The 5783-nt window shown below is 63.7% G+C and carries 6 protein-coding genes, 1 rRNA gene and 1 pseudogene; 3 read left to right on the top strand and 5 right to left on the bottom strand.

Features of this window, described 5'->3' with window-relative positions; genetic code table 11:
• Window positions 1–315 (bottom strand): 16S ribosomal RNA (locus tag VJ811_RS11520); the annotation flags it as partial.
• 611 nt (window positions 316–926) lie between these two features.
• Between VJ811_RS11520 and VJ811_RS11515 the strand changes: the two genes are divergently transcribed.
• Entirely contained in the window at window positions 927–1148 is a 222-nt protein-coding gene (locus VJ811_RS11515) for a hypothetical protein (protein WP_324072420.1), read from the top strand.
• A 112-nt stretch (window positions 1149–1260) separates the two neighbouring features.
• Here VJ811_RS11515 and VJ811_RS11510 read toward each other — a convergent pair whose 3' ends face one another.
• Window positions 1261–1686 carry a CBS domain-containing protein gene (locus VJ811_RS11510; RefSeq protein WP_324072419.1) on the bottom strand — a complete coding sequence of 142 codons (426 nt, stop codon included), beginning with the start codon at window positions 1684–1686 and terminating at the stop codon, window positions 1261–1263.
• 123 nt (window positions 1687–1809) lie between these two features.
• Here VJ811_RS11510 and VJ811_RS11505 point away from each other — a divergent pair, with 123 nt between their 5' ends.
• Window positions 1810–2118 (top strand): hypothetical protein, encoded by a 309-nt coding sequence (locus tag VJ811_RS11505; RefSeq protein WP_324072418.1) that lies wholly within the window; start codon window positions 1810–1812, stop codon window positions 2116–2118.
• A complete protein-coding gene (locus VJ811_RS11500) occupies window positions 2108–2500 on the top strand; it encodes an acyl-CoA thioesterase (protein ID WP_324072417.1) in 393 nt (130 codons plus the stop codon). The genes VJ811_RS11505 and VJ811_RS11500 overlap by 11 nt, the downstream gene beginning before the upstream one ends.
• Here VJ811_RS11500 and VJ811_RS11495 read toward each other — a convergent pair.
• The 3 genes and pseudogenes from VJ811_RS11495 to VJ811_RS11485 all read right to left on the bottom strand — a co-directional run.
• Window positions 2497–4047, bottom strand: coding sequence for a hypothetical protein (locus tag VJ811_RS11495; protein WP_324072416.1), 1551 nt, complete (start codon window positions 4045–4047; stop codon window positions 2497–2499). The two genes, VJ811_RS11500 and VJ811_RS11495, sit on opposite strands and share 4 nt — an antisense overlap.
• Window positions 4048–4059: 12 nt before the next feature.
• Window positions 4060–5463 (bottom strand): DUF4139 domain-containing protein, encoded by a 1404-nt coding sequence (locus VJ811_RS11490; protein WP_324072414.1) that lies wholly within the window; start codon window positions 5461–5463, stop codon window positions 4060–4062.
• A 76-nt stretch (window positions 5464–5539) separates the two neighbouring features.
• Window positions 5540–5783 (bottom strand): annotated as a pseudogene (locus VJ811_RS11485) (DUF4167 domain-containing protein); the annotation flags it as partial.

The raw sequence follows: 5783 nt of genomic DNA, 5'->3' as shown, positions 1-5783 counted from the left end.
CCGTAGGAGTCTGGGCCGTGTCTCAGTCCCAGTGTGGCTGATCATCCTCTCAGACCAGCTAAAGATCGTCGCCTTGGTAGGCTTTTACCCCACCAACTAGCTAATCTTACGCGGGCTCATCCTTGGGCGATAAATCTTTGGTCCGAAGACATTATACGGTATTAGCACAAATTTCTCTGAGTTATTCCGTACCCAAGGGCAGATTCCCACGCGTTACGCACCCGTGCGCCACTAACTCCGAAGAGTTCGTTCGACTTGCATGTGTTAGGCATGCCGCCAGCGTTCGTTCTGAGCCAGGATCAAACTCTCAAGTTTGATGTTCGAATTTGCAAAGGTGGAATATCCCTCACAAACCCGCTCATTTTAAGGAGCCTGGCCTACACAATTTGGAACGGTCCCGACCTCATCCCGTGCAAGCACAAGATGATGAAGAGCCGCTCCCACGTCATGGAAACGTGTAAGACATGTAGGTCAGGCTTGGCTTTTTATCCTGAGCACCTTGCACCTTAAAGCTGCAAGACCCAGGGCCGCCGCCCACATGTCCCTTCATCGACAATCACAATTTCAAAGAGCTCACCGACAAGAAATGGCGGACAGTTGTCGTTCCCCGCTATTGCTATCGGGGGACATCTGTCCGTATCTGTTGGCGACCGGCTGGTGTGTGGCGTTTGGCGCCGCGCCCCGTCCGGTGAACAGGCCTCTAAGCCCCTCTCCGATTCGCGTCAACAACCTTTTTGCAATTTTGTTTCAAAAGTTGTTCGCGGCACCGGAAACGGCCCTGACCAGGTGAGGGAAATGGGAACGAAACCGCAGAATTCAAGGCTTTTGCCGCAAATCAAGAAAAGGCAGAGGCTTTCGATGGGTGGCGGTCCACTGATGGAGGTCCGCGGGCGAGCGCGGGGTTTCGCGTGGGGATCGACCAGTGAATGCCGAAATCCACCCGCGATTCTGTCGATCGGGAAGGTGAATTTCCCTTTTTGGCGATGATCGAACGGGCGAGTCCGGTCCCCGTCGGCCTTTGCAGTCACAGATTCCATGCACCGCACGATTCGATTCGATCGATCCGCTCGCGAATCTGGCCGGCGAAGGCGCCGACGCCGACGCTCGTCCGCCAATTCGGCGATTCGATTCACCGGGCCGCCATCTAGGGCGGATCGGGGGCTTCGCCGGTCGCCGACGAAGCCTCCTATATATAGAAGAGTGGAAGGGACGGCGGGACTTGCACGGATCGTCCCCGCCCGGCCCGGCAGCTCGCGGCTGTTATGACGCTATATAGTCGCGCATCGCCGCAGCCTCGGCCTCGATCCGGTCGATACGATATTTGACGAGATCGCCGATCGAAATGAATCCGACGAGTCGGCCACCGTCGACCACCGGCAGGTGGCGAATGCGCTTCTGCGTCATCTGCGAGAGGGCGCCGATCACCGCCATGCTGGGATCGCACGTCACCGGCGATTTGGTCATCACCTCGTCGAGGCTGCGGTCGAGCGCTTCGGGACCATAGGAAGACAGGAGCCGCACGATGTCGCGTTCGGAAAAGATGCCGACGATCGAATCGCCCTCGATCACCGGCACCGCGCCGATGCGATTCTGCGCGAGCAGGTCGACCACCATGCGCACCGTGTCGCTTGGCCCCGCCGAGATGATTGTCCCGGTCCGTCCATGAAGAATCGCTCCGATCGTCATAGGTGCCGCTCCCGTCTGTATCTGTTGCCAGGTCAGCCTAACATGATTCGCTTGGCGAACGAAACGCCCCGGCGCGCCGCAATGGCGCTTGGCCGCGGCGGCGGCTTGGTTCATGGAAGCACCATGGTCAAACGCTCTCCCCTCGACAATCGCGACACGTCGAAAGTCGCCTGGACGCGCTATCGCCGTCTGATGAAGGGCATGGCACTGGTGTCGCTGCTCGCCGTCGTCGGCGCGCTCGGCTGGCTGCGCTTCACGATGGGCGAGGCGCTCACCATTCATATGATCATCGCGACCGCAGCCGGCGTCGGCCTGTCGGTCATGCTCGGCGCCGCGCTGATGGGACTCGTCTTCCTGTCAAGCGGCAGCGGCCACGACGAATCGATCGAGGATCCTTTTGAAAACGACCCGGATATGAACAATGACCGATAAGCCCGAATCCGACTGCCCGCGCGACCCGATCCTGCGCGTCGTCCCCCGCCCCGCCGACATCAACGCCAACGGCCATATCTTCGGCGGCTGGGTATTGAGCCAAATGGACATCGCCGGCGGCATCGTCGCGGGACGCGAAGCGCAGGGCGCGGTCGCGACCGTCGCGATCGAGACGATGGAATTTATCGCACCGATTCTGCTGCGCGACATCATCTCGGTCTATGCGCATCTCGAGCGGCGGGGGCGCACCTCGATGGGCATCAGGATCGAAGTGGTCGCGACGCGCGACGGCGGCCGGACCGAGGAGCGCGTGACCGAGGGACTGTTCACCTTCGTCGCGCTCGACGAGAATCACCGGCCGCGGGCGCTGCCGCCCGTCTAATCCTCCGCCTTCATGCGGTAATGGAATGTCTTGCTGCCGTTCGCCGGCACGCGAACCACCCAGGTAAGCAACCCGTCGCGGCGCGGCAGCTTGCGGATGCGCGGATCGAGACCCGCATTATCGTCGGCATCGAAACCGAATTCGAAATCGGCCGCATGGCGATTCGCGTTGGTTACGGTGATCCGATAGTCGTGCTGGCCATTCTTCGGTTCCACGTAATTTTCGACATCGACCAGAATCTGGCTGCTCTCACCGATCACGAGATCGACCTTCTCGCCCACCGCATGGTCGCGCATCGCGCCCTCGCCGACGAGCAGTTCCTGATCGCCGATCTGCTCGAACACCGCCGCCTGACCGCTCGGCAGCGGGACGCCGAGCCCGCCGGCATACTTGTTCTGCATCCGCAACAAAATCTCGGGGGTCAACACCCTGCCTTCGTCGCCCACATCCATCCGCAAGCGGTATATCGTGCGAAAGGGCACGCGGTCCTTGACCAGCAGCGCCACCTGCTTCTGCCCGTTCGCCGCAACGGTGACCGGGATCGGCACGCGGTAGAGCTTGAGGTCGCCCAGATCCTCCTGGCTTGCGACGACCGAGACCGCCGACAGCATTTCGGCGCGCTTCATGCGCGCGCCCGTGACGACGATATCCATACCCTCCTCCATCGGCGCGGCCATCGGCGGGGGTGGCGGCGGCGGGGGCGGGACGCCATAGCGCCCGCTACCGACCGGAAAGCAGCTGAGATGGAGCGGCGGGGTCCGGGGGCGCTCGGCCAGCGCATCGAAATCGCTGACCTTGTTCAGCGTGCCCGCGATCGCGGCCAGCCCCGCATCGGCGAAGCTTTCGCCATTGCTGTTAGCGACGGTCAGCCAGGCGAACAGGTCGAGCGTCTTTCCATCGTCGCGGACGCGCGCGACATAGTTGCTCGCCCAGTCGAAACCGGTCGACAGATAGGTCAGCGTCACCGTCGCGCGCTGCGCCGCCGGGCTGCGCGTCGTTACCGACAGCGTCGGCTTCGCGGTCAGGCCCGCGGGCACGCCATCATAGACGATCGTTTCGGGCAGGCCCGTACAGCGCAGCGATTCGAATCCCGCCGCCGTTTGCAGCACCACCGCGCCTTGCGGGCCGGAGCGGATGATCGCCTCATCCTCGGTGACCTTGCCCGTGGCGCGATCGGTGCGGCGGACATGGACGCGGTTGCCGAGCGACCCGTCGAGCAGGCTGGCGGGCGAAAGCAAAGCGGCATCGCGATTCTTCTGCACCACACCGCCGGGAAGCCCGGTGACGATCGCCGACACCGCGATCATGCCTTCGGCGACGCCCTCGAATCGCAGCGTCGATTCGCCGGCGGGCAGATCGACGGTCCGTTTTTCGGAGATCAGCGCGAAGCCGCCCAGCCAGCCCGGCTCGATCGCGCCGCCTTCATCGCGATCGGGATCGCGAAACACGCTGACCGACACCGAATCGGGCGCGAGCGAGGTGACGGCCGGCTGCGCCGCCGCGGGGGACGCAGCGACGATCGACAGCAGGGGCAGCCAGCGGCGCATCCTCGCCGGGGATCAGGAACGTGTTTCGAAGGTGGCGGCGACCGTCGTTTCGCCATTTGCAGGCAGCTCGACGCGCCAGCGGGTGCCGTCGCTATCGAGTCGCTGGCTCTTTTGACTTTCGGTGATGATGCGCGTGTCGTCCCAATACCAGTCGAGCCCGCGCTGAACGAGGTCGAGCGTCACGGGATTCCCCCGCGCATTGGTCAGGCGATAGGACATGAACGTCCGCCAGACATGATTGGAAACGCGCTCGCGCTTCACCACCGTCGCCTGCACCTTGACGTCGAAGGCGTCGCCGGTCGCGAGGCCGAGTTCGCTGCCCATCGGTGTGTGTCCGATGCTGTTCTCGCCGATGAACTGCGGATCGCCGCGCAGGTCGCGCTGATAGAATCGCACCGTCCCCGCGGGCAACGCATCGCCCAGCCCGCCGCCCTTCGCGCTGCTATTGAACTTGATCACGCTCGCCGCGCTCGCCGGCTCGGTCATCGTGTTGAACCCGCCGAGCGTAAATTCGTAGATTTTCTGCGCGGGGACGCCGCTGACGTCGAGGAAGCTCACCTGCTTCGTCTGCGCATTGGCGATCGTCGTCCGTTCGGCGAGCGGGTAGAGATAATAGTCGCCAAGCTGCTCGCGCGGCGCCGTCTCGGTTCCGGCGCGGCGCAGATTGCCTTGCTGCGGCGGACGATACCGATAATTGGCGGTCTGGCCCGACGGCGTTCCCGCAACGAGCAGCGTCTTCGCATTGTCGAATGTCGTGCCGGTGCTGTTGGAGAGCGTGACCCACCCCTGGACGTCGATCGTCCCCGCCTTCTCGTCATAGAGCGAGACATAATCGGCTGCCCAGCCCAGTCCGTTCGTCAGATAGGATAGTGTCGCGGGCCGCGTTCCCGCGCTCTTGCTGTCGACGGTGATCGACAGCGTCGGCTTGGCGCGCAGGTTCGGCGGTATCTTGTCGAAGATGACGCGCACCGGCATCCCGTCGTCGCGCAAAATCTCGATCCGCGAACCGATCTGCAGCACCACCCCGCCGTTGACCGCCAGCACCTTCGCGCGTTCGCGCGTTTCGGCACCGGTCGCGACATTGGTGCGCAGCAGCGTCACCATCTCGCCTACCGCCTTCTGCATCAGCGCGTTGGGCGACAACAGGTCATAGTCGAAATTCTGCTCGACGATCGCGGTGTTCGCAGCGGCGAAGGATACCGTCTGCGGCCGGATCTGTGCCGAGACGTCGGGGAACTCCTGCCGCGTCCGGCCGGCGGGGAACTGAATCTGGCGGATATCCTGCACCAGCGACTGCCCGCCGTTGTAGATGGTGACGGCCAGCTCGCCCTGCGCATTGCCCTGTACCGGGTTCTGCGCGATCGCAGGAAAAGCCGCGAGGGCCAAGGGAACGCAAAGCATTGCCGGCACGCGCATAAAAAACCTCCCCGCAGGATATCCCGCGGGGAGGCTATGTCATGCGAATCGGAAAAACCAGCGTGAAATCGCTGGCTTATTCGGCCGCTTCGACGTCGGTGCCCCGCGTCGCCAGCGTGCGGCGGGTGCGGCGCGGCTTGGCGGCGGGCGCTTCACCCTCGGCGTCGCTTTCGGCGCTGCGTTCGGGACGGCCGATCGCGGGCGGCAGAACGGCGGTGTCGATCCCGGCGTCGCCATTGTCGGCGCCGTCGTCCTGACGCGGACGGCGGGCCGGGCGACGCGCGGGACGCGGAGCGGGTTCCTGCTCGGCGGCCACTTCG

This window comes from Sphingopyxis sp., from assembly GCF_035250425.1.
Taxonomy (GTDB): Bacteria; Pseudomonadota; Alphaproteobacteria; order Sphingomonadales; family Sphingomonadaceae; genus Sphingopyxis.
This window is presented reverse-complemented; position numbering and strand designations above follow the sequence as displayed.

What these genes read in the sequence shown, in the direction of transcription:
- VJ811_RS11515 (WP_324072420.1), top strand. Translation starts at nt 927, where the DNA reads ATGCCGAAATCCACCCGCGATTCTGTCGATCGGGAAGGTGAATTTCCC.
- VJ811_RS11510 (WP_324072419.1), bottom strand. Translation starts at nt 1,686, where the DNA reads ATGACGATCGGAGCGATTCTTCATGGACGGACCGGGACAATCATCTCG.
- VJ811_RS11505 (WP_324072418.1), top strand. Translation starts at nt 1,810, where the DNA reads ATGGTCAAACGCTCTCCCCTCGACAATCGCGACACGTCGAAAGTCGCC.
- VJ811_RS11500 (WP_324072417.1), top strand. Translation starts at nt 2,108, where the DNA reads ATGACCGATAAGCCCGAATCCGACTGCCCGCGCGACCCGATCCTGCGC.
- VJ811_RS11495 (WP_324072416.1), bottom strand. Translation starts at nt 4,047, where the DNA reads ATGCGCCGCTGGCTGCCCCTGCTGTCGATCGTCGCTGCGTCCCCCGCG.
- VJ811_RS11490 (WP_324072414.1), bottom strand. Translation starts at nt 5,463, where the DNA reads ATGCGCGTGCCGGCAATGCTTTGCGTTCCCTTGGCCCTCGCGGCTTTT.